At 68.7% G+C, this 25,418-nt stretch carries 23 protein-coding genes; 8 read left to right on the top strand and 15 right to left on the bottom strand.

What is annotated here, in order from left to right; translation table 11 throughout:
• Positions 1–20 precede the first annotated feature (20 nt).
• Positions 21–1,568: an amidophosphoribosyltransferase gene (gene purF, locus ACFWF2_RS10175; protein WP_229739943.1), complete on the bottom strand. Its 1,548-nt coding sequence runs from the start codon at positions 1,566–1,568 to the stop codon at positions 21–23.
• A gap of 298 nt (positions 1,569–1,866) precedes the next feature.
• Here purF and ACFWF2_RS10170 point away from each other — a divergent pair, with 298 nt between their 5' ends.
• The gene (locus tag ACFWF2_RS10170; RefSeq protein WP_379306568.1) at positions 1,867–3,129 is read left to right on the top strand and encodes a YhgE/Pip domain-containing protein; all 1,263 of its coding nucleotides are present in this window, start codon (positions 1,867–1,869) and stop codon (positions 3,127–3,129) included.
• Positions 3,130–3,134: 5 nt separating this feature from the next.
• Here the strand turns inward: ACFWF2_RS10170 and ACFWF2_RS10165 are convergent, their stop codons facing one another.
• Both ACFWF2_RS10165 and ACFWF2_RS10160 read right to left on the bottom strand, forming a co-directional pair.
• Positions 3,135–3,551 carry a sterol carrier family protein gene (locus ACFWF2_RS10165; protein ID WP_379306567.1) on the bottom strand — a complete coding sequence of 139 codons (417 nt, stop codon included), beginning with the start codon at positions 3,549–3,551 and terminating at the stop codon, positions 3,135–3,137.
• A 141-nt stretch (positions 3,552–3,692) separates the two neighbouring features.
• Positions 3,693–4,325, bottom strand: coding sequence for a TetR/AcrR family transcriptional regulator (locus ACFWF2_RS10160; protein WP_379306565.1), 633 nt, complete (start codon positions 4,323–4,325; stop codon positions 3,693–3,695).
• A gap of 82 nt (positions 4,326–4,407) precedes the next feature.
• Here ACFWF2_RS10160 and ACFWF2_RS10155 point away from each other — a divergent pair, with 82 nt between their 5' ends.
• Positions 4,408–5,274: an alpha/beta fold hydrolase gene (locus tag ACFWF2_RS10155; RefSeq protein ID WP_379306563.1), complete on the top strand. Its 867-nt coding sequence runs from the start codon at positions 4,408–4,410 to the stop codon at positions 5,272–5,274.
• 168 nt (positions 5,275–5,442) lie between these two features.
• Complete coding sequence (locus ACFWF2_RS10150; RefSeq protein ID WP_379306561.1) at positions 5,443–6,585, top strand: type III polyketide synthase; 1,143 nt, start codon at positions 5,443–5,445, stop codon at positions 6,583–6,585.
• Between the two features lie 17 nt (positions 6,586–6,602).
• Here ACFWF2_RS10150 and ACFWF2_RS10145 read toward each other — a convergent pair whose 3' ends face one another.
• Positions 6,603–7,196: a CPBP family intramembrane glutamic endopeptidase gene (locus ACFWF2_RS10145; protein ID WP_379306559.1), complete on the bottom strand. Its 594-nt coding sequence runs from the start codon at positions 7,194–7,196 to the stop codon at positions 6,603–6,605.
• A gap of 65 nt (positions 7,197–7,261) precedes the next feature.
• Positions 7,262–8,995, bottom strand: a complete 1,734-nt coding sequence (locus ACFWF2_RS10140; RefSeq protein WP_379306557.1) for an alpha/beta hydrolase — start codon at positions 8,993–8,995, stop codon at positions 7,262–7,264.
• Between the two features lie 143 nt (positions 8,996–9,138).
• On the opposite strand from ACFWF2_RS10140, the gene ACFWF2_RS10135 reads away from it, so the two are divergent.
• Positions 9,139–9,429, top strand: a complete 291-nt coding sequence (locus ACFWF2_RS10135) for a YiaA/YiaB family inner membrane protein (RefSeq protein ID WP_336086490.1) — start codon at positions 9,139–9,141, stop codon at positions 9,427–9,429.
• A gap of 44 nt (positions 9,430–9,473) precedes the next feature.
• Here the strand turns inward: ACFWF2_RS10135 and ACFWF2_RS10130 are convergent, their stop codons facing one another.
• The gene (locus ACFWF2_RS10130) at positions 9,474–11,171 is read right to left on the bottom strand and encodes an alpha/beta hydrolase (protein ID WP_379306555.1); all 1,698 of its coding nucleotides are present in this window, start codon (positions 11,169–11,171) and stop codon (positions 9,474–9,476) included.
• Positions 11,172–11,340: 169 nt separating this feature from the next.
• Entirely contained in the window at positions 11,341–13,635 is a 2,295-nt protein-coding gene (purL, locus tag ACFWF2_RS10125; protein WP_379306553.1) for a phosphoribosylformylglycinamidine synthase subunit PurL, read from the bottom strand.
• Positions 13,636–13,793: 158 nt separating this feature from the next.
• On the opposite strand from purL, the gene ACFWF2_RS10120 reads away from it, so the two are divergent.
• Positions 13,794–15,104, top strand: a complete 1,311-nt coding sequence (locus tag ACFWF2_RS10120) for a glycosyltransferase 87 family protein (protein WP_379306552.1) — start codon at positions 13,794–13,796, stop codon at positions 15,102–15,104.
• Between the two features lie 133 nt (positions 15,105–15,237).
• On the opposite strand, the gene ACFWF2_RS10115 is transcribed toward ACFWF2_RS10120, so the two are convergent.
• Positions 15,238–16,530, bottom strand: a complete 1,293-nt coding sequence (locus ACFWF2_RS10115; RefSeq protein WP_379306550.1) for a M18 family aminopeptidase — start codon at positions 16,528–16,530, stop codon at positions 15,238–15,240.
• 71 nt (positions 16,531–16,601) lie between these two features.
• Positions 16,602–17,033, bottom strand: coding sequence for a MarR family winged helix-turn-helix transcriptional regulator (locus tag ACFWF2_RS10110; protein WP_379306548.1), 432 nt, complete (start codon positions 17,031–17,033; stop codon positions 16,602–16,604).
• Positions 17,034–17,094: 61 nt separating this feature from the next.
• On the opposite strand from ACFWF2_RS10110, the gene ACFWF2_RS10105 reads away from it, so the two are divergent.
• Positions 17,095–18,171, top strand: a complete 1,077-nt coding sequence (locus ACFWF2_RS10105) for a substrate-binding domain-containing protein (protein ID WP_379306546.1) — start codon at positions 17,095–17,097, stop codon at positions 18,169–18,171.
• 63 nt (positions 18,172–18,234) lie between these two features.
• Here ACFWF2_RS10105 and purQ read toward each other — a convergent pair whose 3' ends face one another.
• On the bottom strand, positions 18,235–18,912 hold the full coding sequence (gene purQ / locus ACFWF2_RS10100; RefSeq protein WP_379306544.1) for a phosphoribosylformylglycinamidine synthase subunit PurQ: 678 nt from the start codon (positions 18,910–18,912) through the stop codon (positions 18,235–18,237).
• Positions 18,909–19,145, bottom strand: a complete 237-nt coding sequence (purS, locus tag ACFWF2_RS10095; RefSeq protein WP_022565847.1) for a phosphoribosylformylglycinamidine synthase subunit PurS — start codon at positions 19,143–19,145, stop codon at positions 18,909–18,911. Before purS ends, purQ begins: the two co-directional genes overlap by 4 nt.
• A 99-nt stretch (positions 19,146–19,244) precedes the next feature.
• Here purS and ACFWF2_RS10090 point away from each other — a divergent pair, with 99 nt between their 5' ends.
• Entirely contained in the window at positions 19,245–19,889 is a 645-nt protein-coding gene (locus tag ACFWF2_RS10090; RefSeq protein ID WP_379306542.1) for an MBL fold metallo-hydrolase, read from the top strand.
• Between the two features lies 1 nt (position 19,890).
• Here the strand turns inward: ACFWF2_RS10090 and ACFWF2_RS10085 are convergent, their stop codons facing one another.
• From ACFWF2_RS10085 to ACFWF2_RS10075, 3 genes are read right to left on the bottom strand one after another with little or no spacing between them, the layout of a single operon-like run.
• The gene (locus ACFWF2_RS10085; RefSeq protein ID WP_379306540.1) at positions 19,891–21,243 is read right to left on the bottom strand and encodes a dipeptidase; all 1,353 of its coding nucleotides are present in this window, start codon (positions 21,241–21,243) and stop codon (positions 19,891–19,893) included.
• Between the two features lie 6 nt (positions 21,244–21,249).
• Positions 21,250–21,687 (bottom strand): hypothetical protein, encoded by a 438-nt coding sequence (locus tag ACFWF2_RS10080; RefSeq protein ID WP_379306538.1) that lies wholly within the window; start codon positions 21,685–21,687, stop codon positions 21,250–21,252.
• Positions 21,684–23,108 (bottom strand): APC family permease, encoded by a 1,425-nt coding sequence (locus ACFWF2_RS10075; RefSeq protein ID WP_379306577.1) that lies wholly within the window; start codon positions 23,106–23,108, stop codon positions 21,684–21,686. Before ACFWF2_RS10075 ends, ACFWF2_RS10080 begins: the two co-directional genes overlap by 4 nt.
• Positions 23,109–23,283: 175 nt before the next feature.
• Here ACFWF2_RS10075 and ACFWF2_RS10070 point away from each other — a divergent pair, with 175 nt between their 5' ends.
• On the top strand, positions 23,284–24,660 hold the full coding sequence (locus ACFWF2_RS10070; protein ID WP_379306537.1) for a glutamate decarboxylase: 1,377 nt from the start codon (positions 23,284–23,286) through the stop codon (positions 24,658–24,660).
• A 51-nt stretch (positions 24,661–24,711) separates the two neighbouring features.
• Here ACFWF2_RS10070 and ACFWF2_RS10065 read toward each other — a convergent pair whose 3' ends face one another.
• Positions 24,712–25,413 carry a DUF2334 domain-containing protein gene (locus ACFWF2_RS10065; RefSeq protein WP_379306535.1) on the bottom strand — a complete coding sequence of 234 codons (702 nt, stop codon included), beginning with the start codon at positions 25,411–25,413 and terminating at the stop codon, positions 24,712–24,714.
• Positions 25,414–25,418: the final 5 nt, after the last annotated feature.

Below are 25,418 nucleotides of genomic sequence, written 5' to 3'. Positions count from 1 at the left end.
TCTGCTGACGATGCGCGGCGCTACGGCCTGCTCAACGCATCGGCGTTGACGTTCTCGGCGAGCAGCTTCGCCTCCGGCTTGCCCGAGAGCATCCCCTCGAGCACGTTCTTGCCGATGGCGGCTTCCTGCGGCAGCGGGATCGGGTAGTCGCCGGTGAAGCAGGCGGTGCACAGCCTGCTGGCCGGCTGCTCGGTGGCGGCGATCATGCCCTCGGTGGAGATGTAGCCGAGGGTGTCGGCGCCGATCGAACGGCGCACGTTCTCGACCATGTCGTCGTAGCTGTCGTCGGCGCCCGCGCCGTTGGCGATCAGCTCCGCGCGCGAGGCGAAGTCGATGCCGTAGAAGCAGGGCCACTTCACCGGCGGCGAGGCGATCCGGACGTGGATCTCGAGCGCACCGGCTTCGCGCAGCATGCGGATCAGCGCGCGCTGGGTGTTGCCGCGCACGATCGAGTCGTCGACGACGATGAGCCGCTTGCCGCGGATCACCTCGCGCAGCGGGTTGAGCTTGAGCCGGATACCGAGCTGGCGGATGGTCTGGCTCGGCTGGATGAAGGTGCGGCCCACGTAGGCGTTCTTCATCAGGCCCTGGCCGTAGGGGATGCCGGAGCCCTGCGCGTACCCGACCGCGGCGGGCGTGCCCGACTCGGGCACCGGGATCACCAGATCGGCCTCGACCGGGCTCTCCTTGGCCAGCTTGCGGCCGATCTCCACGCGGGTCGAATGCACCGAACGCCCGGCGATCGTGGTGTCGGGGCGAGCCAGGTACACGTACTCGAAGACGCAGCCCTTGGGCTCGGGGTTGGCGAAGCGCATCGAGCGCACGCCGTCGGAGTCGATCGCGAGCAGCTCGCCCGGCTCGATCTCACGGACGAACGCGGCGCCGACGATGTCGAGCGCGGCGGTCTCGGAGGCGACGACCCAGCCCCGGTCGAGCCTGCCGAGCACCAGCGGGCGCACGCCGTGCGGGTCACGCGCGGCGTAGAGGGTGTGCTCGTCCATGAAGGTCAGGCAGAACGCGCCGCGCAGCTGCGGCAGCAGTTCCATCGCGGCCTGCTCGATGCTCGAGTCCGCCGCGGCGTGCGCCAGCAGGGCGGTGACGATGTCGGAGTCGGAGGTCGCGCCGGTCATCTGCGGGCGGCCGTCGATCACGCCCGCCCCGATCAGGCCGAGTTCGCGTGCGCGCCCGGCCAATTCGGCGGTATTGACGAGGTTGCCGTTGTGGCCGAGCGCCAGGCCGGAACCGACGGCGGTGGTGCGGAAGATCGGCTGCGCGTTCTCCCAGGTGACGCCACCGGTGGTGGAGTAGCGGCAGTGTCCGACGGCGATATGACCGGGCATCGCGCCGAGGGTCTGCTCGTCGAAGACCTGACTGACCAGGCCGAGATCCTTGAAGACCAGAATCTGCGAGCCGTCGGAGACGGCGATACCGGCCGCCTCCTGCCCGCGATGCTGCAGCGCGTACAGGCCGTAGTAGGTGAGCTTTGCTACGTCCTCGTCGGGAGCCCAGACGCCGAAAACGCCACACTCCTCGCGGGGCTCGTTCTCGGGCTCGTGGGGGTCATTCACCGTTTGCTCCCTGTTCGGGCGGGCTGGGGGCACCCGTCATTCTACGGGTGAATACAGGCACGTAGTACGCGCGCTCGCATCCCGGCAGCAATCTCCTGTTCGCGTACCCACCGATAAGCCGTCGTGAGCTGTTACCGTGCGCAAGGTGACAACGGACGACAGCGGGCACGAAGCAGCCGGTGATGCCGGTTCGGATAGTGAAAACGCCAGGTCGGAGCGAAAAGATTCCGGACAGGCACCGACCGGCGAAGCGATATTCGCCACACCCGCGCCCGATCGGCGTCACTGGTCCCACATCGTGGTCATCCCCACGCTGGTGCTCACGGCGCTGACCGCGCTGCTCGGCGTGATGTACCTCGGCTATGTCGCCGATCCGGAGGAGAACCTGCACGATTTCCCGATCGCGCTGGTCAACCTGGATGTCGGCGATGTCACCGGCTCCGGCGACCAGCAGAAGCGGGTCGACTACGGCAAGCAGGTCGCCGACGGGCTGGTCGCGAACGTGCCAGCCGACAAGGTGAATCTGCGCGTCGTCGGCAAGGCGGAGTCCGAACAGTTGCTGCGCAACGCGCAGGTCTACGGCGCCATCGTCATCCCCGGTGACTTCAGCAAACGTCTGGGCATTCTCGGTGCGGGCAGCATCGTGGCCGGCGAGATGGAACGGCCGATCATCACCGTGCAGACCAACCCGGGGATGGGCGCGTTCGGCGTGCAGATCGTGCACCGCATCGGCGACCAGGCGCTGGCCGAGGTGAACAAGCAGGTCGGCACCCAGCTGACCGATCAGGTGAAGGCCACCCTCGCGCAGACACCGGAGGGCGCGCCGGTGCCCCAGGTGTCCGGCGCGGCGACGCTCACGTTGGAGAGCCCGGTCGAGGTGGTGTCCCAGCAGTTCCGCCCGCTGCCCAGTGGCTCCGGCGAGGGCTTGACCGCGTTCTTCTACGCCCTGCTCCTGCTACTGGCAGGCATGGTCGGCGCGATGGTGATCCACACGATGGTCGACGCCCAGCTCGGCTTCGTCCCCACCGAATACGGCCCCTGGTTCGTCCACTACCCGACGGCCTCGATCTCCCGCTTCCACACCCTGCTCCTCAAATGGGGTGTGATGACGCTGGCCGCGGTGGTCATCTCGGGAGTCTTCATGCTCTCGGCGAAAATCGTCGGCATGCCCATCGGCAACCCCCTCGCGCTGTACCTGTTCTCGGTCCTGGCGATGATCGCGGTCGGCTGGACCGGCCTGATGACCCTCGCCGCCTTCGGCAGCGCGGGCCTGCTGATCAACCTGATCCTGTTCGTCATCCTCGGCCTGCCCTCCTCCGGCGGCACCGTCCCGATCGAAGCCATCCCGCCCCACATGGCCTGGCTCGCCGAATTCGAGCCCATGCACCAGGTCTTCCTCGGCGTCCGCTCCATCCTGTACTTCGAGGCCAACTACGAGGCAGGCCTCGACCGCGGGATCTGGATGTCCCTGCTCGGCATCGCGATCGCGGTGATCGGCGGCGTCACCATCACCCGCTACTACGACTACAAAGGCCTGCACCGCAAGAACTCCGACGCCTGAGCTGCTCACCCGGAAGCCGCGTCGCTCCCCTTCCCCGGCAGCGGCACGATCGGCAGCCATCCGGCGATCTCCCTCGCCCGCATCCCCGACACCGACAGCGCCCCGGACTCCACTGCCGCATCGAAGTCCAGCAGCCCGGTGGCCAGCAACAACCAGGTCCGCGGATCGGTCTCCACCACGTTCGGCGGCGTCCCCCTGGTATGCCGCGGCCCCTCGATGCACTGCACCGCCACGAACGGCGGCACCCGCACCTCCACCGAATGCCCCGGCGCGTCAGCGGCCAGCGCCCTGGCCGTCCCCCGCACCGCCGCCGCGATCTCGGCCCGCCCTGGCGCCCCCACCGCCGCGTCCCGCAACCACTCCCCCACAGCCCACACCGCCGCCCGCACCTGCGCGGGATCGACCACATTCCGTCCTGCCATACCCACGACGCTACCGACCTCCGGTGATCCCCAGCATCGCAGCCGATTGGCCTGCCGGGCGCATGATCACCAGGCGATGAGGGATTTTCGCTCTCGGTTGCTGCGTCACCGCGAAACTACGGATCGGCCCGGACGCGGGGGTCAGCCGCGTCCGGCCCGCAAGGCGTCGATGCGCAGGTCGAGGTACTCGCGCATCATCTGGCGGGCGTCGGCGCCGCCGAGGAGGGCCAGGCGTTTGGTGTGGGCCAGCAGGAGCAGGCCGGAGAGGTGGGCCAGGACGTCGGCGGTGATGACGCGGGCTCGTTCCTCGGTGGCGCCGAGTTCCATCGCCGCGGAGACGATCGGGGCGAGGCCGGACAGCATGGCGGCGTTGAGGCCTGCGTTCAGTTCGGCGCCGAGGCCGTGGGGGCGGATGCCGCCGCGGAAGAGGTAGAAGCCCAGGTCGAGGTCGCGGGGGTTGCCGTCGTAGAAGTCGAAGAAGGCCAGGCCCGCGGCTCGGAAGCGGGCGGCGGGGTCGTCGAGGACGGTCGCCGCCGCTACCTCGGCCGAGAGTCGCTCCAGGGATTCGCCGAGCAGGGCGGCGTAGATGTGCTCCTTGCTCGGGAAGTACGCATAGAGGGCGCCGGGGGTATAGCCGGCGGCGGTGGCGATGGCCCGGATATTGGCCGCGTCGACGCCGTCTTCCTCGAAGATCGTCCTGGCCGCGCGCAGGATGATCGCGCGTTTCGCCTCGGCGATCTCGTCTCGGCGCCCCGCCCGGCTCGATGCGGCCACTGGTCCCCACTTCCCTTCGATCGGGGACTCACGCTACATTCTGAACAACGTTCAGCACAGTGAACAACGTTCAGGAGGTGTTATGCCGAGCTCCATCGAGCCGCTGGAACCGACGACGCTGCGGTTGCGCAGCTGCGACGGTCTCACCCTGGTCGCCGACAGTTTCGGTGTGCCAGACGGCCCACTGGTCGTGATGCTGCACGGTGGCGGGCAGAACCGGCATTCGTGGAAGCGCACCGGCCGAGCGCTGGCGGCGGCGGGCATGCAGGTCGTCGCGGTGGACGCGCGCGGCCACGGTGACAGCGACTGGTCACCGACGCGCGACTACACCCGCGACGCGATGGTCGGCGATCTGCTCACGGTGCTCGAGCAGCTCGGCGCGACGCCCGAGGCGGGCGCGGTCGTCGTCGGAGCCAGCATGGGCGGCATCACCGGCCTGCTCGCCACCGCGACGCCCGGCAGCGCGATCCGCGCCCTGGTGCTGGTAGACATCGTGCCCCGCTCGGAATCCAAAGGCGTGGAACGGGTCATGGACTTCCTCGGCAGGCACCGCGACGGCTTCGACACCCTCGACCAGGTCGCCGACGCGGTCGCCGCCTACCTCCCGCACCGCCCGCGCCCCGACAACGCCGACGGCCTGCTGCGCAACCTGCGTCAGCGCGAGGGCCGCTGGTACTGGCACTGGGACCCCGACCTGCTCACCGGCCTCGAGGACAACCCCCAGGCTCGCATCGCCGAGATGGAAGCCGCCGCCGAGGCCCTGACCATCCCGGTCCTGCTGGTCCGCGGCGGCAAGTCCGATGTGGTCAGCGACGAGGGCGCGGCAGCCTTCCTCGCCCTGGCACCGCACGCCCGCCTTGCCGAGATCACCGCGGCCGCGCACACCGCAGCAGGCGACGACAACGACGCCTTCACCGACGCGGTCGCGGGCTTCGTCGCTACTGCCTGAGCCGCTCGGCCCCGCCGCGGAGAACGCCGATGGCGGCTCCTGCGGCGAAGGCCATCAGCACGTCGGTGCCAGGTGGGGATTCACACCCCCTTGGGTGCCTATTTGCCGGACATTCGCTCGTCGACGATGGGAAGTACCCCCATCGCTCGCACGAGGAAGAACGGCTCTATGTCACTCGCACTCGACCAGGCACTTCTCGCAGGCACAGCCGCGCAAGCGGGCGAGCAGTCGGCACCGACCGTCCCCGTCATCGAGGCGATCGCGACCGGTGCGCCCAGCCTGGTCCTCGACCAATCCGACGCGGCGGACTGGATGGCAGGGCAATTCACCGATCCGGAGCAGCAGTCCCGGGTCAGACGCATCTTCCGCAAGACCATGATCAACACCCGGCACTTCGCGGTCGACCCGCTGGAAGCCGGACTTCCCGGCGAACCAGCGACGATCCAGGATCGCATGCGCCTGTTCTACCGCCACGCCGTTCCGCTCGCGGTCGACGTGGCGCGGCGCGCACTCGACGGTGTCGACCCCGCCGACGTCGGACTTCTCGTGTTCGCCACGAGCACCGGCATCATCGCGCCCGGCGTCGACGTCGCGGTCGTCGAGAACCTCGGACTGCCCCGATCGGTCGCTCGCCTGGTAGTCAATTTCATGGGCTGCGCGGCAGCGATGAATGGAATTCGCGCCGCCTCGGACTTTGTCCGCGCCAACCCGGACAAGAAGGCGATGGTCGTGTGCATCGAGCTCAACTCGGTGCACGTCGTCCCCGTCGAAGGCGTCAACGACGCGGTCTCGCACAGCTTGTTCGGCGACGGTTGCGGCGCGGTCGTCATCGGGGCACACCCCGGAACGGAGCAGCCCGCCGCCGGGGCGATCGTCATCCGGGACGCCTTCACCCATTTGTTCGAGGGCACCGAAGACGGCATCGCGGTCGGCGTCACCCACGACGCCATCACGTGCGAACTGTCCGAGAACGTGCCCAAGTACATCTACGACGGCGTCGCTCCCGTCGTCGGAGACGTCCTGCGCCGCAATGGATTGCGGCAGTCAGACATCGATGTGTGGGCAATCCACCCGGGCGGGCCGAAGATCTTGCTCGAATCCGCGCGATCCCTCGGCCTAGCGCCGGAAGCCGCGGCGACGAGCTGGAGTGTGCTCGGTGAGTACGGAAACATGTCGAGCGTCTCACTGATCTTCGTGCTCGAACGAATCGCCGCCCAGGCGGGAAGGGACGAGCCGATCTCGACGGGCGTCGCGTTCTCGTTCGCGCCAGGAGTCACGATCGAGGGATTCGTCTTCGACGTTCACGCTTGATGGCGACGACGCCGTCGCTACTGCCTGAGCAATTCGATCCGCATCGCCGCGAGCGGGAGCAACGCTCCCCCGGCGTTGATCGCCAGATGCAGCAGAGCGGGCGCGGTCACGCTGCCGGTGTGCCTGCGCAACGCGCTGAAGACCAGACCGGCGAGCGTGGTGAGCGCGACAGTTCCCGGCACCGATTCGCCGGTGACCCGCGCGGGGCGGATGTGGCACAGCCCGAAGTCGAGCGCGCCCACCGCCGCGGCGACGCGCGGTTCGGCGATCTCGTCGAGCAGCGGATCGAGCGTGCCACGGAACACCGCTTCCTCGGCGAGCACCGTGCCCACCGGGATGTGCAGGGCGATCCATTCGAGGTGCGACGCCTCCGGCACCCGCTCGGCGACTTCGAGCGGCAGCCGACGCAACGCCGGAACCGCCAGCGCCGCACCATAACCGGCGAACACCAGCGCGGCACCCCCCGCTCCCCACCGGAACCCGCTGGCCGACAACCAGTTCGGACGCCCACCGAAGACCGCCGTGTAGCCCGCCGCGAACACGATGTTCGCCACCGTCCGGCCGCGCAACCGCAGATCGAGCGCAGGAAGTACCCGATTACTCCACAGCACCGGAAGTGCCAGCGCTACACCACGTCCGATACGGCCGCGAACCAACGCCGACCATCGCCCTGCCCTCACTTGACCTGCCGCTCGTACTCGTCCGCGGATTCCAGTGCGGCACGGATACTTTCGACGACCTCCGCACTGACCCCCGGCGGCTCGGCCACGGCCAGCCAGCCGTCGAGCACCAATGACCCATACCGATGCCCATGCCCGTCGACAACCCCTTGCGCATTCGTGAGATCGGCCGTGACCTGCCAGAACGTCACGAACGGTGCCCACCGCATCTGCGTCGACACATCGGGGCCGCGCGGCTCGCTCAGCCAATCCGGCTGGGTGAAGATCAGGTCGGCGGACCACCACACGATCGGATCGGACGGGAGCTGCAGGTAGGCGATGCGCGGCTCACGCCACCGCTCCACCGACCCCAGATCGCCTGCGTCGTCGGCGAATCGGACGACCAGCCCGTCGGCATAGACCGGCGCCACCTCGGGCGACCCTGGATCACGCCGGTCGACGAACTGCCGCCACAGCCGATTCGAGTTCGGCGGCCCCACCCACAGCGCGCCGTCCACCTTCTCGCGCAGATCGGCGAGCCCGTCGAAGGCCTCCTCCGACCCCTGGGAACCCAGGCTCTCTCCGTACACGAACAGTTTCGGCCGCTGTCCCTCCGGCTGGGCCAGCCACCGCTGATACACCGCGTCGAACAGTTCCCGGCTGGCCGCGGCCGCCTTCTCCCGGTCGGAGAGGAACGACAGCACGCTGGGCAGATAGGAATACTGGGTGGCCACGATGGCCGTATCGCCGCCGTAGAGGTATTCGATCGCGCCCGCCGCCGTCGAGTTGACCCAGCCGGTGCCGGTGGTGGTCACCACCACCATGGCCTCGCGTTCGAAGGCCTTGGTCCGTTCCAGCTCGTCGACGGCCAGCTGCGCCGCGGTCTGCTCGCCGGTCACCGACTCCAACCCGACGTAGGCCCGAATCGGTTCTTGCGCAGGTTTTCCCGTCACCTCGGTGATGTCGTCGGCGCTCGGCCCGTTCGACACGAACCACCGTCCCTCGAAGCCCAGGGTCTCCCACGGCGCCAGCGAAGCAGGACTGCCCGAGCGCTCCGGTTTCGCGGGCTGCACCGCGAACTGCGACACCCGGTCGTTGCGCACGCTGAAGGCGGAGTTGGCCACGGCGAAGAACGCCCGCGAGGCCACCCCGTTGAAGATCGTCACCGCGAGAACGACGAGCACCAGCGCACCGGCGGCGGGCGCGAGCTCGCGCGGCACCCGCACCCAGCGATTGAGCTGGCGGGCCAGCACGAGCACCAGCACCCGCACGGTCCGGTAGGCGGCGACGACGGCTACCCCGACGGCCACGCTGAGCAGCCCGGTCCGCAGGTACGCGGTCGTGGTAGTCCCCGCCATCCCCATCAGCGAGGTGATCTCCCGCTGCCAGCGCGCCGACTGCACCAGCATCAGCGCCGCGACCAGCGCGCAGACGACCAGCACGGTCGCCTTGATCGCGTACCGCAGCCGGTCCGACGGGCTGGGAATCGGGATTCGCGCCCGCACCCAGCGCCGGAACGCCCACTCGAGCACACACCCGAGCCCGTAGCCGATGGCGGCGTTGATCCCGCTGATCAGGCCCTGGAACAGCCAGTCGCGCGGCACCAGCGACGGCGTGACCGACAGCGCGAAGAACAGCGTCGCCAGGACCAGGCCTGGGTAGTTGAGGTCGACGATATCCTCGACGCGGCGCAGCACCCTGGCGCCGCGCGTACGCAGCGTCACGAGGGTCGAGCCTGTCGCGGACACCAAACCAGTATGGCTGGCCTGTTTCGGGGCGGCAGGGTGTTGTGGATGGCGGGTCGGTCACTTTCCGCCTGCGTTCGGCAACTACCCACCGCGCTCGAGTATTTTCACGCGCCCGCGCGAAACCCCCGGTCAGCATGCTTATTCCTATGAGCACACCCAATGCCAAGCCGAAGAACACCTCGGCCTACATGGCCCAGGCCGCGATCGCGTTCGCCGTCAGCCTGTTCGGGACCGGTGCCGGAATCGCCTACCTGCCCCTGGACGGCTGGCAGCGCGCTTTCCTGGCGATGTCGGGCCTGTTCCTGGTGACCAGCTGCTTCACTCTCGCCAAGGTGGTGCGCGACCAGCAGGAGACCCAGTCACTGATCGGCCGGATCGATGAGGCGCGGCTGGAACAGCTGATCGCCGAACACAATCCGTTCAAGTCGGTGTCCTGATCGGATCGGGCCGGCGCCGATCGAGGGGTTCGGCGCCGCCCGGTCTATTTCAGCTGATGCTCGGTGGCCGCGGACTCGATGAGGAAAGACTTGATCCGCGCGGCCAATTCCGGTGTGTAGTCCGGTGGTTCGGCTACCGCGGCCCAGGCGTCGGGTACCACGTTGCCGTAGTTGTGCCCGTGCCCGTTCGACACCGTCTGCGCGCGTGGCAGATCCGCGGCGACCTGCCAGAACGTGACGATCGGATACCACGCCATCGCAGGCGACACATCGGGTCCGCGCTTCTCGGTCAGCCAGTCGGGTTCGGAGAACAGCAGATCCGGCGACCACCACACCACCGGATCGGACGCGTGCTGCAGGTAGACGATGCGCGGGTCGGTCCAGTTGTCCGACGGCCGGGCCAGCTGATCCGCGCTCGCGGCGAACCGCACCGAGAGCCCGTCGGCGTAGATCGGGGTGATCTCCTCGGTGCCGGGGTCGCGCCTGCGCACGAATTCCGACCAGAGCCGGTTGGAGTTGGGCGGGCCGACCCAGAGCACGCCGTCGGCGCGATTGCGGATATCGGCCAGCCCGGAGAACGCGCCCTCCGACCCCTGCGAGCCGAGGCTCTCGCCGTAGACGAGCAGCTTGGGCCTGGCGTCCTCGGGCAGCGCCGCCCAGCGCTCGTACACCTTGTCGAACAGCAGGCGGCCCATGGTCATCGACTTGTCCCGGTCGGACAGGAACGACAGGGCACTGGGCAGGTAGGAGTACTGGGTCGCCACCAGCGCGCTGTCTCCGCCGTACATCAGCTCGATCGACTCCGCGCTGGTCGAATCGACCCAGCCGGTTCCGGTGGTGCTGATCACCACCAGCACTTCGCGTTCGAAGGCCTTGGTGCGGTCGAGTTCGGCGACGGCCAGATCGGTCTGCGCCTCGAACCCGTCGGCCGATTCCAGCCCGGCGTACACCCGGATCGGTTCGCGCGCCGGCTTTCCGGTGACCTGCCCGATCGCCAGCGCGGTCGGTGCGTTGGACACGAACCACCGGCCCTCGGAGCCGAGGGTGTCCCACTTCGCCAGCGACTCCGGGCTGCCGGAACGTTCGGGCAGTGTCGGCTGGATCGCATGCGCCGAGGTGTGGCTGTTGCGGGCGCTGAACGCCGAATTCGCCACGGTGAAGAAGGTTTTCGCCAGGACGCCGTTGAACAGCAGCACCGCGGCCACGATCACGATGACCACGCCGAGCGGGCGCGCGACCGAGGCGGGAATCCGGACCCAGTGGTTCAGCCCGCGCGCCACGGCCCGCACGAGCCTGACCACGCCGCGCGAGATCCAGATCAGCAACCCGACCACCACCGCGCCGACCAGCACGGTGCGCGAATAGCCCGAGCCGGAAACCGGTTCCATCCCCATCAGGTCGGTGATCTGGCGCTGCCAGTGCGCCGACTGGATGCTCATCAGGATCGCGAAGATCAGGCAGACCACCACGATCACGGACTTCACCGCGATCAAAGTCCAGCTCGGCCGCTCCGCCCAGCGCGCGGTGACCTGCTCCGGCAGGGTGATCCTCGGCACGACCCACCGGCGCCAGGCCCAGGCCAGCGCGCAGCCGAGGCCGTAGCCGATCGTCGCGTTGATGCCGCTGACCAGGCCCTGGAAGAACCAGTCACGCGGTAGCAGCGAGGGCGTCAGCGACCAGCAGAAGAACACCGTCGCCACGACGAGCCCGGTGTAGTTCGGATGAAAAAACCTCTCCGTCACGTGGATTCCACGGACGAAGAGGTTCTCACGAACAACGGGAGTGGAAGTCGAGCTAGTTTCCTCGATGATCAAGCTCGACTCCTCATCCGAAAACTCAGGCTGCGTCCCTGGCGCCTGCTCGGGCGCCCTACGTGGTCACGCTCCGCTACCGCCTCCGGGCGCTGACCTCTCAGGCGGTGTGCGCTCCGAACAGCTTAGGCAGGGTGCCCTCGAACGCCTCGCGCAATTCGGCGAGTGTCACCGAGAACTGGCCCTGCACCTCGATCGAATCCGAGCCCTGGTCGACAACGCCGATCCGCGTCCACGGCAGCTGCCGCGCGTCGCACATCTTGGTGAAGCGGGTCTCCTCCGAGCGCGGCACGGCGACGAGCACGCGGCCCGCCGACTCCGAGAACAGCTCGACGAACGGGTCCGAACCCTCGGGAAGCACGATGCGGCAACCGGTCTCGCCCGCCAGCGCGGCCTCGACGACGGTCTGCGCCAGGCCACCCTCGGACAAATCGTGCGCGGCGGAGATCATGCCGTCGCGCGAGCCCGAGGTGAGCACCTCCGAGAGCAGCTGCTCGCGGGCGAAGTCGACCTTCGGCGGCACGCCACCGAGGTGATCGTGCACGACCTGCGACCAGATCGAGCCGTCCAGCTCGTCGCGGGTCTCGCCGAGCAGGATCAGCGACTCGCCCGGCTCGAGGCCGAGGCCGGTCGGGATGCGGCGGTGCACATCATCGATCACGCCGAGCACGCCGACCACCGGGGTGGGCAGGATGGCGTCCTTGCCGGTCTGGTTGTAGAAGCTGACGTTGCCGCCGGTGACCGGAATGCCGAGCGCCGCACAGCCGTCCGCGAGACCGCGCACGGCCTGCTGGAACTGCCACATCACGCCAGGGTCCTCCGGCGAACCGAAGTTCAGGCAGTTGGTGACGGCCTTCGGGGTCGCGCCGGTGGTGGCGACATTGCGGAAGGCCTCGGCCAGCGCCAGCTGCGCGCCGGTGTACGGGTCGAGCTTGGTGTAGCGGCCCGAGGCGTCGGTGGCCAGCGCGATACCGCGGCCGGACTCCTCGTCGATGCGCACCACACCGGCGTCGGCGTGCTCGGCCAGCACGGTGTTGCCGCGCACGTAGCGGTCGTACTGCTCGGTGATCCACTTGCGGCTGCACAGCTGCGGGCTGGCGATCATGGTCAGCAGGGTCTCGCGCAGCTCGTCGGCCGTCTTGGGCCGGGTGAGGGTCGCGGTGGTGTCGGCGATCAGCGCGTCCTGGTCCTCGGGACGCTGCACGGGGCGCTCGTAGACCGGGCCCTCGTGGGCGACGGTGCGCGGCGGCACGTCGACGACGGTCTCGCCGTGCCAGGTGATGACGAGGTGATCGCCGTCGGTGACCTCACCGATGACGGTGGCCAGCACGTCCCACTTCTTGCAGACGGCCATGAACGCGTCCACGTTCTCGGGGGTGACGACCGCGCACATGCGCTCCTGCGACTCGCTCGACAGGATCTCGGCGGGGGTCATGTGCTTGGCGCGCAGCGGGACCTTGGTCAGGTCGATGTGCATGCCGCCGTCGCCTGCCGCGGCCAGCTCGGAGGTGGCGCAGGACAGCCCGGCGCCGCCGAGGTCCTGGATGCCGACGACGAGTCCGGCCTTGTACAGGTCGAGACAGCACTCGATGAGCACCTTCTCGGTGAACGGATCACCGACCTGCACGGCGGGCAGCTTCTTGCGGCCGGTGCCGGTCTCCTCGCCGGAGAAGGTGTCCGAGGCGAGCACGGAGACGCCGCCGATGCCGTCGAGGCCGGTGCGCGCGCCGAACAGGATGATCTTGTTGCCCGCGCCGGAGGCGAAGGCCAGGTGCAGGTCTTCCACCCGCATCGCGCCCGCGCACAGCGCGTTGACGAGGGGGTTGCCCTGGTAGGAGGCGTCGAAGACGGTCTCGCCGCCGACATTCGGCAGGCCGAGGGAGTTGCCGTAGCCGCCGACGCCGCGCACGACGCCGTCGACAACGCGACGGGTGTCGGCCGCGTCGGCCGCGCCGAAGCGCAGCTGGTCCATGACCGCGATCGGGCGCGCGCCCATCGCCATGATGTCGCGCACGATGCCGCCGACGCCGGTGGCCGCGCCCTGATACGGCTCGACGTAGGACGGGTGGTTGTGGCTCTCGACCTTGAAGGTGACCGCCCAGCCGTCGCCGATGTCGACCACACCGGCGTTCTCGCCGATGCCGGCCAGCATGGAGGCCTTCATCTCGGGGGTCGTGGTCTCACCGAAGTAGCGCAGGTGCACCTTCGAGGACTTGTAGGAGCAGTGCTCGCTCCACATCACGGAGTACATCGCCAGTTCGGCGTCGGTGGGCCTGCGGCCCAGAATCTCCTTGATGCGGGCGTACTCGTCGTCTTTGAGACCGAGTTCCTTGTACGGCTGCGGAGCATCCGGGGTGGCTGCGGCGGTAGCGACGGTGTCGACCTGCAGTGTCACGGGAGACCAGGGTCCTTTCGGCCGGGGGAACTTGACTCCAGAGTCTAATGGTTGGCACCGGAGCGGCTTCGCCCCGCACTGCCCACTGGTGACCGACCTCGCACCCGGCCTGATCACACCTGCGCTTGGGGCGGGTCCGCACCCGTTAGTCTGACGCCGTGAACGAGAGTCCGGGGGTTGCCGAGCAGGTCGAGCCGCCTGTTCCCGCGCGGGACGCGGCGCCGAGTTCCACTCCTGCCGGGCCGTCGGAAAACCCACCGCACCCGGTCGACCGCGACCGGCAGCGCAAGTGGCTGGCCGCCTCGATCGCGTTGTTCGTGTTCTCCGCCGCGGTCGCGCTGCTCGCGCACTGGTGGCACGGGTTCATCGACCTGCAGGTTTACCGCAACGGCGCCCGCGTCTGGCTGGACGGCGGTGACCTGTACGGGCCGATGCCGCCGGTCTACGGGCTCGGCCTGCCCTTCACCTATCCCCCGCTCGCCGCGGCGTTCTTCGTGCCGCTGGCGTTGATGCCGCTGGTGGCCGCCGAGATCTCCGTGCTGGTGACCTCGCTGGTGAGCCTGGGTATCGCGCTGTGGCTGGTACTCGTCCGGATCCGTCCCGAGCTCGACCGGATCTCGGTGCTCACCGTGGTGATCGCCGGTCTCGGTCTGGCCCAGTACCTGGAGCCGGTGCGGCAGACCTTCAACTTCGGTCAGATCAATCTGATCCTGATGGCCGCGGTCACCATCGACATCCTGGTCCGCAAGCCGTTCTGGCCGCGCGGGATGCTGATCGGCATCACGGTGTCGATCAAGCTGATTCCGGCGGGCTATCTGCTGTATTTCCTGTTGCGCCGGGACTGGAAGGCCGCGGCCACCCTGGTCGTCTCGGCGGCGGGCGCGGTGGGCGTCGGCTTCCTGCTGTTCCCGAGCGATTCGGTCGAATACTGGTTCCACACCGTCACCGACACCGGCCGCATCGGCACCCCGTACTTCGCGGGCAACCAGTCGATCAAGGGCACGCTGTTCCGGCTCGGCATGGACGAATCGGTGGCCACCGGGCTGTGGATCGCGCTGTCGGTGCTCACGGTCGCGCTGGCCGCGGTGTGGATGTACCGGCTTATCGGCGCGGGCAGGGACGTCGCCGCGCTGCTGGTCAACGCCGCTGCCGTGCTGCTGGTCTCGCCGGTGTCGTGGTCGCATCACTGGGTGTGGGTGGCGCCTGCGCTTGTCGTCGCCGTCGACCAGGTCACCCGCCGCCGCTCCCGCGTGTTCACCGCCGTCGTCGCGCTGTTCACGGTGATGTTCATCGTCGGGCCGCAGTGGGTGCTGCCGCATTCCAACGGCAAGGAACTCGGCTGGGCCTGGTGGCAGCAGATCATCGGCGCCAGCTACGTGTGGACCACGTTCGCGGTGATCGTGTACGCGGTGATCACCTACCGGCCGAACCGGAAAGCCTCCACCACACCGGAACCCGCCGCCGCCTGACACCGGTCAGCCGGCGCGCGTCTCCGGCCAGGAAGCGTGCCCGTCACTCGGCGCGGCCAAGCTCGCCCTCGCGCGGACTCTGCCAGCCCCGATCGGTGCCGAGTCCAGCCCGCGCGGGCTGCGCCGAGGCCGCTCAGTCGAGGGCGGCCGGGGTGAGGAACGCCGCCAAGGCCGCGGCGTAGGCGGGAACGTCCGCGGCGCCCATGAGTTCTCGGCACGAGTGCATCGCCAGCTGTGGTGCGCCGATGTCGACGGTGGACATGCCGGTGCGCGCCGCGGTCATCGGGCCGATGGTCGAACCGCACGGCAGATCGGCGCGGTGGACGTAGCGCTGCAACGGAACACCCGCCTGCGCGCACGCCAGCGCGAAGGCGCCTGCCCCGGCCGCGTCGGTGGCGTAGCGCAGGTTCTGGTTGACCTTGAGTACCGGCCCGCCGCCGACCTCGATCCGGTGCGCGGGTTCGTGCCGGTCCGGGTAGTTCGGGTGCGTCGCGTGCGCCATGTCACCGGAGGCGACCACCGAACCGGCAAGCGCGGCAAGGTACTCCGCCCGCCCACCACCGCGGGCCAGCACGATGCGTTCCAGGACGGCGGGCAGCAGATCCGACTGCGCGCCCCGATCGGATTGGCTGCCGACCTCCTCGTGGTCGAACATCACCAGCACCGGCGTCGCCGCGCCCGGTTCGTCGACCGCGGCGAGGAATGCTTGCAGCCCGGCATAGCAGGTGCCCTGGTTGTCGAGCCGTGGCGCGCTCACCAGATCGTTGTCGCGTCCGACCAGTGTGCTCGGCGCGAGATCGTGGGTCATCAGTTCCCAGCCGAGCACGTCGGCGCCGGCGACCCCGGCCCGCTCGGCCACGAAATCCAGGAACGAGGCGGGCGAATCACCGATGCCCCAGATCGCGTTCACGTGCCGCTGCGGGTCGAGGGTCACCCCGCGCCGGTCCTCGGACAGGTGGATCGCCAGCTGCGGCACCCGCAGAATCGGCTCGTCGATGCGAACCAGGACGTCGCTCATCCGCGCACCGTCGCGAACACTGAGCCGCCCGGAGATCCCGAGCTCGCGGTCCAGCCACGAATTCAGCCACGCGCCGCCGTAGGGCTCGAGCCCGACCAGCTGCCACCCGGCCGCCGCCAGATCCGGGTGCTGCTTCACCCGCAGATTCGGGCTGTCGGTGTGCGCCCCGACCACCCGGAACGGATCGGCGGGGGCCGCGTCGAAATCGGCCCAGGCGATCAGCGAACCTCCGCGCACCACATAGTGTTTCCCGCCGGCGCCCGCCCACGCCTGCGCCTCGGCCAGCGGTGTGAACCCGTTGGCCGCCAGCTCGGCGGCAACCGTCGCACACACATGGAACGGCGACGGCGAAGCATCGATGAAGGCACACAGGCCACTCGCGGTGGCCGCAGTCAGGGATACAGGCACATCCGCGATCCTAGGTGCTGAAGCTCCCGATCGGCCCGGCCCCGCACGACCCGACCGCAGGCGCTCCAGGATTACAGCTCGGCGATGACCGACAGCGCGGTAACCAATTCGCCGTAGCGCCGCGCACCGAGCCGGGCACGTAGGTCGTCCTCCGCCTGCTGTTCCTCCGCCCGGATCCGCCCGACCAGCTTCGCGCCGAGATTGCTCAGCCCGATCAGGATCCGCCTGCGGTCGTCGGTCGCGGCGACCCGGAAGATGAGGCCGCGTTCGGCGAGATGGTCGGCGTGCCGGGTGGCCGAGGACGGCGCGAGACGCGCGGCAGCCGCCAGCTCCGACATGGTCATGCCATCGTCGGTCGACAACTGCGACAGAATCGCCCAGTGGTCGGCCGTGAGATTGTCGGCCGACAGCGCCGAGTCGAGCTGACGGACCCAGTTGCGCTCCGCCGAGCGCAGCGCGCCGTGCAGCGTGGAACACCCACTTATGATGGACACCGATCGCATTCCCACCTGCCGACACATTCATTCGAACGAACCCGTTCACACTCGAGCGATAGAGTACAGAATGCCCACGTTCGACGAGAGTCGGGACGAGACGATCGAGATTCTCTCGATCGTGCCCACTCAGGGCCCCGGTGGGATCATCGCTCCATCGTGTACCGCGGCCATTTCCCTCGCTGTCGATGAAATCAATAGCGGGACAGGAATTCTGGGCCGCGAAATTCGGCTGACAACCATCGATGGCGGCCGCTCACCGTTCGAAGTGGCCACCGAGGTCGAGGCATTTCTGGCGACCGGCATGGTCGGCGCGATCACCGGCTGGCACACCTCGGCGGTGCGCCGCGCGGTCGCCGACGCCGTCGACGGCCGGGTCCCCTACCTGTACGCGACCGATCACGAGGGCCTGCCCGACGAACGCCCCGGCGTCCTGCTGGTCGGTGAGCATCCCGATCACCAGACCGTGCCCGCCGTCGCGTGGATGGCGCGCGAACTGGGTGTGCGCAAGTGGGCGGTGATCGGCAACGACTACATCTGGCCGCGCCAGACGGTCAACGCGCTGCGCCGCGCGCTGCCGTCACCGGCCGATATCGTGCTCGAGCAGTACGTCCCGCTCGGCACCACCGATTTCCACGCGTTCCTGGACAGTCCCGCCCTGCTGCGCGCCGACGCTGTCCTGGTCCTGATGGTCGGCGCCGACACCGCCCGGTTCAACCGGCAGTTCACCGCGACCGGCCTGCCCGCGATCATGCCGCGCCTGAGCCCCGCGGTCGACGAGAACGTGCTCCTGAGCGCGGGCCCCGCCGCCAACACCAACCTGTATGTGGCGTCGAGCTTCTTCATCGACGAGCACACCGCCGACGGCCGCGACCGCCGCGACCGCTACCGCGAACACCAGGGTGCCTTCGCTCCCGCGCTGACCACGTTCAGCAATTCCACCTATGAGGCGGTCCACCTGCTACGCACGCTGGCCGACACGGTCGGCACCCTGGACGTCCCCACCATCGCGGGCCGCCTCGCCACCGGCATCGTCCTGGACGGCCCATCCACCCGCAACGGCTTCATCGGCAACCAAGCCGTCGGCCCCGCCCACCTCGCCCGAGCCGACGGCGTCGACTTCGACATCTTGGACCGACTGCCCTAGCAACCGACAACGCCCCGGCCTCGTGGCGAGGTCGGGGCGTTGTCGCGGTTCTGCGCCGGAAACTCAGGCGCTGATCAGGCTGTCGATCACCGAGAAGAACATCCCCAGGCCGTCGTCGCTCGGACCGGTCAGCGCCTCGGTGGCGTGCTCGGGGTGCGGCATCAGGCCGACGACCCGGCCGTTGGCCGAGGAGATGCCCGCGATCCCGCGCTGCGAGCCGTTCGGGTTGTCGCCCGCGTAGCGGAACACCACGCGGCCTTCACCCTCGAGCTCGTCGAGCACCTTCTCCGAGGCCTGATAGCGGCCCTCGCCCGACTTCAGCGGGACGAGGATCTGCGCGCCCTGCTCGTAGCGGGAGGTCCACGCGGTGTTCGTCGCGTCGACCTGCAGCCACTCGTCGCGGCAGATGAAGTGCAGGCCCTCGTTGCGGGTCAGCGCGCCGGGCAGCAGCCCGGCCTCGCACAGCACCTGGAAGCCGTTGCAGATGCCGAGGACCGGCAGGCCCTGACCGGCCGCGCGCACGACCTCGCCCATCACCGGCGCGAACCGGGCGATGGCGCCGCAGCGCAGGTAGTCGCCGTAGGAGAAGCCACCGGGGACGATGACCGCGTCGACGCCCTTGATGTCGGCGTCGGCGTGCCACAGGCTCACGGCCTCGGCGCCCGCCAGCTTCACCGCGCGGGCAGCGTCGACATCATCGAGCGTGCCGGGAAAAGTAATTACGCCGATGCGTGCGCTCACGAGACCCGAACGACCTTCCAGTCCTCGATCACGGTGTTGGCGAGCAGCGCCTCGGCGATCTGCTCGAGCTCGGCGTCGGAGACACTCTCGTCCACCTCGAGCTCGAATCGCTTGCCCTGCCGCACATCCGAGATTCCGGCGAATCCCAGACGCGGGAGCGCGCCGACCACGGCCTGTCCCTGGGGGTCCAGGATCTCGGCCTTCGGCATGACCTCGACCACGACTCGTGCCACGCGTTGCTCCTCATGTGGTGTGGGGGGTTACCTCAGAAATCCTAGTTGACCCGGCCGTCGTGCCCGCGTTCCGGGGTCGTGGCGGCTTAGCATCGGCATATGCGTATCGCCCACTTCGGTCATTCCTGCATCCTCGTGGAACTGCACGGCGTGAAGGTGCTGTTCGATCCAGGCACCTTCGCGCACGGCTTCGAGGGCATCACCGGGCTGGACGCGATCGCGGTGACCCACCAGCATCCCGACCACATCGACCCGAACCGGATCGAGGCGCTGATCGAGGCCAACCCGTCCGCCCGCCTGCTGTCGGACCCGCAGACCGCCCAGCAGCGCAGCGAGGGCTGGGAACCGGTCTCGGCCGGTCAGGTGCTCGATATCGGTGAGCTACAGATCACCGGCGGCGGCGGTCGCCACGCGGTGATCCACCCGGAGATCCCGGTGATCGACAACACGGTCTTCCAGCTCGGCACCGCGGCCGACCCGGCCCAGCTGGTCCATCCCGGCGACTCGCTGTGGGTGCCGCCGGTCCCGGTCGGCGTGCTCGCCATCCCGGCCGTCGCGCCGTGGATGCGGATCTGGGACACCGTCGACTACCTGCGCGCGGTGAATCCCCGCACCGCCGTCCCGATCCATTTCGGGATCATCGAGCCGGCGGCGCAGGGCATCTACTTCGGCAGGCTGGACGAGATGGCTCCGGCGGGCACCGAGTTCAGGGCGATCCAGCCGGAGGATCAGGCGCAGTTCTGAATCAGCGGTAGCTGCTCAGGAACAGCGCCTCCGCCAGTGCCATGTGTTCGATCTCGCTCGGGTCGACGCTCTCGTTGGGCGCGTGGATCAGGCATTTCGGCTCTTCCACGCCGATCAGCATGATCTCGGCCTTCGGGTAGGTGTCGGCGAAGACGTTGCACAGCGGGATCGACCCGCCCTGGCCCTCGGTGGTCACGTGGCGGCCGTAGGAGGTCGCCATCGCCTGCTCCAGCGCCGAGCGCGCCGGCCCGTGCTCGGAGGCGACGAACGGTTCGCCGAGCGCTTCGACCTCGATGTCGAGCCGGGCGTTCCACGGCACGTGCGCGCGCAGGTGCCCCTCCAGCAGGTCGAGGGCTCGCTTGGGCTCGGTGCCAGGCGGAATGCGCAGGTTGAGCCTGGCCCGGGTGCTCGGCTGGATCGCCGCCGACGACCCGACGACGGCGGGCACATCCATCCCGAGCACGGTCAGCGCGGGCCGCGCCCACACCATGTCCGAGACGGTGCCGCCGCCGAGCAGATCGACGCCGTCGAGCACGCCGGCGTCGGCCCGGAAGTCCTCGACCGGGTACTGCACGCCGGTCCACTTCTGGTCGTCGGTGAGACCGTCGATGGTGGTGTTGCCCTCGGCGTCACGCAGCGACGACAGCAGGTGGATCATGGCGGCGAGCGCGTCCGGCGCCGGGCCGCCGAACATGCCCGAGTGCATCGGGCCCGCGAGCGTCGTCACGGTGACGACGACGTTCACGTTCCCACGCAGGGTCTGGGTGAAGGTCGGCACGCCGACCGCGAAATTCCCGCAGTCGGCGACCAGGATGACATCGGCGCTCAGCAGGCCGGGATTGGCGGCGACGAACTTCTCCAGCCCGCCGGTCCCCTGCTCCTCCGACCCTTCCGACACCACCTTGATGCCGATCGGGAAGTCCGGCCCGATCGCGCGCAGCGCTGTCAGATGGGTGACGATATTGCCTTTGCAGTCGGCGGCGCCGCGCCCGTACCAGCGGCCGTCCTTGTCGGTCAGCGTCCAGACGGGGGTCTTCCACGCGGCGTCGTCGAGTGGTGGCTGCACGTCGTAGTGGCAGTACAGCAGCACCGTCGGCGTGCCCGGCGGGCCCGGCTTGTGCCCGATGACCGCTGTGCTGCCGTCGGGCGTCTCGTGCAGGCCGACCTCGGTCAGCCCGGCCGCGGCGAACGCGTCGGCCACCCACTGCGCCGTCTGCGCACACCCTTCCGGCGGGAACTGGCGTGGGTCGGCGACGGATTTGAACGAAACCAGCTCGGCCAGATCCTTTTTCGCCCGACCCATCAGCCCGGACACCTTGCCGCGCAGCGCAGCCACATCGGGAGTTTCGGTCATCACGCCTCACTTCGTCGTGTCATCCAGCTTCAGTGTGTCGAGATGAGAAAGGTAGTCCTGCAAGCGATCCGGGCAATAGGTGGCGATGGTGAGCGCCACCGCCTGGGTGGCGGCGCGCGGGCCGATCACCGGGCGCTGTCCCGGCCCAGCCGCGCCGTTGGTGATCGAGGCCTGGTAATTCGCCTTGATCAGCGGCGAACCCGGGTCCTGGCACACCGAGCCGCCGTCGTCGCCGAGCGCGTCGGCGATCACCTCGGGCTCGGGTGCGGGCAGGCCCGCCGCGAGCAGATCGCTGTGCAGCTGTTCGGCTTTGGCGCTCGCCTGGGTGTTCTCGCGGATCCCATTGAAGGTGAGCAGGCCGATCAGGGCGAACACCACGAGCAGCGCACCCGCGGTGAGGTAGATCCAGCGACGCTTGTGTGCGGGGGCGTCTCCGGTCGTCATGCCTTCTCCCCTTCCGGAACGTCGAGTTTCCAGCTGTCCCTGCGGTTTCGGTAGAACAGGTACGGGATCAGCAGACCGACGATGCCCATGCCGCCGCCGACGATGAGCAGATACACCCACGGGCTCCCCGAGCCGAATTGCGAGGGCGGCACGAAGCCGATCGCGAACGCCGCGATCGAGGACGCGGCGCCGAGACCGCAGAGCGCGAACAGGGCGGGTGCCCGATAACCGCGCGGATGGCCGGGATCGTCGCGGCGCAGTTTGGCCGCCGCCGCGAACATCAGCACGTACATGATCAGATACACCTGCGTGGTGATCACCGACAGAATCCAGTACGCGCTGGAGACATTCGGGATGAAGGCGTAGAGCAGCGCGATGAACGTCGTGAACACGCCCTGCGCCACCAGCATGTTCTGCTGCACGCCGTGCTTGTTCATCGTGGTCAGCCACGGCGGCAGATAGCCCTCGCTGCGCCCGATCAGCAACAGCCCCTTGGATGGTCCGGCCAGCCAGGTGAGCATGCCGCCGACCGCGGCCGCCACCAGCGCGATGCCGACGATCGGAGTGAGGAAGCCGACGCCGAAGTGGCTGAAGAACCCGTCGAAGGCCTGCATCACGCCCGCGGTCAGGCTCAGGCTGGCCGACGGGACCACCCAGCTGATCGCCAGCGCGGGCAGGATGAAGATGACCAGCACCAGGCCCATCGCCAGGAACATCGCCTTCGGAAATTCCTTGGCCGGATTCTTCAGCGACGACACATGCACCGCGTTCATCTCCATGCCCGCGTAGGACAGGAAGTTGTTCACGATCAGCACGAGACTCGCCAAACCGGTCCAGGCCGGCAGCAGATGACTCGAATCCATCGGCGCCGCAGACGGATTCCCCTGCGCGAGGAACACCATACCCAGCAGGACCAGGATGGTACCGGGAATCAATGTGCCGATCACCAGGCCCATGCTCGACAGCCCGGCCACCGTCTTGGTGCCCTGCGAGGACACGTACACACCGGCCCAATAGACGGTGATGATCACGATCGCCACATAAAGACCGTTGGACGCCAGTGACGGATCGATGATGTACGCGAAAGTGCTTGCCACATAAGCGAGCAAGCTCGGGTAATAGAAAATTGTCATGGCGAACTGGCACCAGACGGCGAGAAAGCCGAGCGGCTTGTTCAGCCCGTCCCCGACCCATTTGTAGATACCGCCCTGCCAGCCCGAGGCGAGTTCCGCGGCGACCAGTGAGGTCGGTAGCAGGAACAGAATCGCGGGAATGATGTAGAGGAATACACAGGCGAGTCCGTAGACCGCCATTGTGGGCGCCGAGCGGAGGCTGGCCACCGAACTCGTGGTCATCAGCGCCAATGTCACCCAGGACAAATACTTCGTCGTCGTCGCGGCTTTCGTCGCGGAGCCCGTCATCAGCGCTGCCTCCTGCTGTGTCTGCACAACTAGCGGAAACCTCGATCACATGCTCCTGCATAGTAACTGTCGAGCATCCGCCCGGTAGGCTCGAATCGAGCACAAAGAGAACAGAATCGTTGCAGAATCCCGGTAGAGCAAACACCTGGCAGTGCACCCTCTGACTGGAGGAACAGTGGCCGAGAATCTCTTCCCCAACGACCTTTTCAGTCTTCCCGGCTTCACCCGGCCCGCCCCGCACGGCGGTTTTCCCGACCACGAACTCCTACCCGACGTCGCCTACGAGATCGTGCACGACGAATTGATTCTCGACGGTGTCGCCCGGATGAACCTGGCCACGTTCTGCACGACGTGGATCGACGACAAGGCCCGTCGCCTGATGGCCGAATCGGTCGACAAGAACATCGTCGACAAGGACGAATACCCACAGACCGCCGAGCTGGAGAAGCGCTGCGTGCGCATGCTGGCCGACCTGTGGCACGCCCCCGATCCCGCGTCGACGCTCGGCACCTCGACCACCGGCTCCAGCGAGGCCGCGATCCTCGGCGGTCTCGCCGCGAAGTTCCGCTGGCGAGCGCGCGGCGGCACCGGGATGCCGAACCTGGTGAGCGGGCCGGTGCAGGTCTGCTGGGAGAAGTTCGCGCGCTACTTCGACGTGGAACTGCGCCAGGTACCGTTGCGCGGCGACCGGTACACCCTGCACCCCGACGACCTGCCGGATCACTGCGACGACAACACCATCGCCGTGGTGCCGAGCTTCGGCCAGACCTTCACCGGCCTGTTCGAGGACGTCGCCGCGATCAGCGCCGCCCTCGACCGCCTGCATGCCGCGGGCGGGCCCGACATCCCGATCCACGTCGACGCGGCCAGCGGCGGCTTCCTCGGTCCGTTCACCGCACCGGATCTGGTGTGGGACTTCCGGTTACCGCGGGTGAAGTCGATCAACGCCTCCGGGCACAAGACCGGTCTCGCCCCGCTCGGCGTCGGCTGGGCGGTGTGGCGCGAAGCCGCCGATCTGCCGCGGGAACTGATCTTCGACGTCGACTATCTCGGCGGCAATATGCCGACGTTCAATCTCAATTTCTCCCGGCCGGGCGGGCAGGTCATCACCCAGTACTACGACTTCATCCGGCTCGGCCGGGCGGGCTATACCCGGGTGCAGTCGGCGATCTACTTCGTCGCACAGCATTTCGCGAAGGGGCTGGGCGCGGTCGGACCGTTCGAGCTGATCCACGCGGGCGAACCAGAGCGCGGCATCGCCGCGGCGACGTGGCGGCTGACCGAGGGCGCCGGCTACAACCTCTACGACCTGTCCGACCGGCTGCGCGCCCGCGGGTGGCTCATCGCCGCCTACCCGCTGCCCGCCGACCGGCAGGACGAGACGATCATGCGCGCGGTGTTCCGGCACGGCTTCACCATCGACATGGCCGAACTCCTGCTCGCCGACATCGGGCGCAGCCTGCGTCAGCTCTCGGCCAATCCGTGGCGCACGCCGCTGACGCGCGCGCAGGCGGGTGGCTTCACCCACGACGCCGCCCCGGAAGTGCCGTGACATGGGGCCACCGCCGCGCGCTTGATCGCCGACGCGCGCGGCGGCGGCCGGTCAGGCAGCTCTGGACGCGGTGAACGGTTCCCAGCGGTAGACGTCGCTGCGCGCACCGTGGTACAGCGCCAGATCGACGGCGTCGAGCATCGCCTGACGCGGGCCCGATCGCTGCAACTGGGCCGCCGAGATCGCCAGCCGCAGGACACCGCCACGCCGCGCGGTGCGGGCGGCGCCCATCACCAGCGCACGGCACCACCACGGTTCGGCGCGGAAGCCCTCACCGATGCCGTACACCCGGGCCCGCTGTGCCACGTCGCGCTCCAGGTCCAGCATGGTGGTCAGGCCGAAGGCCATGCGGAAGCCGACGTCGGGCAGCGCGGCCAGCGCGCCCGCCGAGGCATCCCAGCGCGGCGCGGCGAACAACCGGGTGCGCAGCTGCACCCGCTCCATCACCCGGTCGGCCGCCTTGAGCCGCAACGTGGCCTCGTGCCTTGGCAGGCTCGCGAACTCGGCCCGCCGGGACTTGGTGGCCGCCTGGTCGTACCCGTGCAACACGATCGCGTCGCCCTCGAGCCGCCTGCCACGCAGCCACGACTGCGTCGCCGGATCGGCGACCAGCCGGTACTTGCCCTTCAGCCGGGGCGCGACCAGCAGCGACAGCCGAACACCGCGCTGGTCCATCTCCGCAGCGAACTCGATCGCGGCGTCGCGAGTCGTGTCCCGGATCCCCGATACGGAAACGATCAGCTCAGCGTTCATGAACC

Origin of the sequence: Nocardia sp. NPDC060259 (genome assembly GCF_042728775.1) — a bacterium.
Taxonomy (GTDB): Bacteria; Actinomycetota; Actinomycetes; order Mycobacteriales; family Mycobacteriaceae; genus Nocardia.
This window is presented reverse-complemented; position numbering and strand designations above follow the sequence as displayed.